Raw genomic sequence first — 541 nt, forward strand, 5'->3', positions numbered from 1 at the left:
GTGGTGGATACCACCATGACAGCGGAACAAGCAAAACAATCAGTCGATAAAACAGTCGAAGATTTTCTCCAATATCTGTCTGATGCTGGTTTATCAAAGGACAATATCACCAGCTCAAACCTGTATCTTGCGCCTCAGTATCACTACCCTAAATCGGGCAAAGCGGAGTTGGTTGGATACAGAGCATCACGCAGCATCAATGTAACAGTGACAGATTTAGCCGATCTTAACCAGTATTTGGATATGGCGTTGAAAGCTGGCATTAATCAGGTCGACAACATCCAATTGAAAGTGAGCAATCAAGCGGAATATCAACAAAAAGCGCGCATGGCTGCGATCAAAGATGCGAGAGAAAAAGCGGCATCGCTTGCATCTGGCTTTGATAAAAAACTCGGCGGCATCTGGCAAATTAACTATAACCAAATGCATGTACAGCCTGTGTTGATGCGCTCAATGGCGATGGACAGCAAGCAAGGTTCGAACAGTTACCAAGATTCGACTCTTGTAATTCGTGACCAAGTGGATGTGGTTTACAAATTAA

The 541-nt window shown here is 44.0% G+C and carries 1 protein-coding gene; it reads left to right on the forward strand.

The window, feature by feature from the left end; translation table 11 throughout:
- A partial coding sequence (locus R7E78_RS29845) for an SIMPL domain-containing protein (RefSeq protein ID WP_318059107.1) occupies positions 1-541 on the forward strand: 541 nt, incomplete at both ends.

Source organism: Vibrio sp. YT-19(2023) (genome assembly GCF_033337395.1).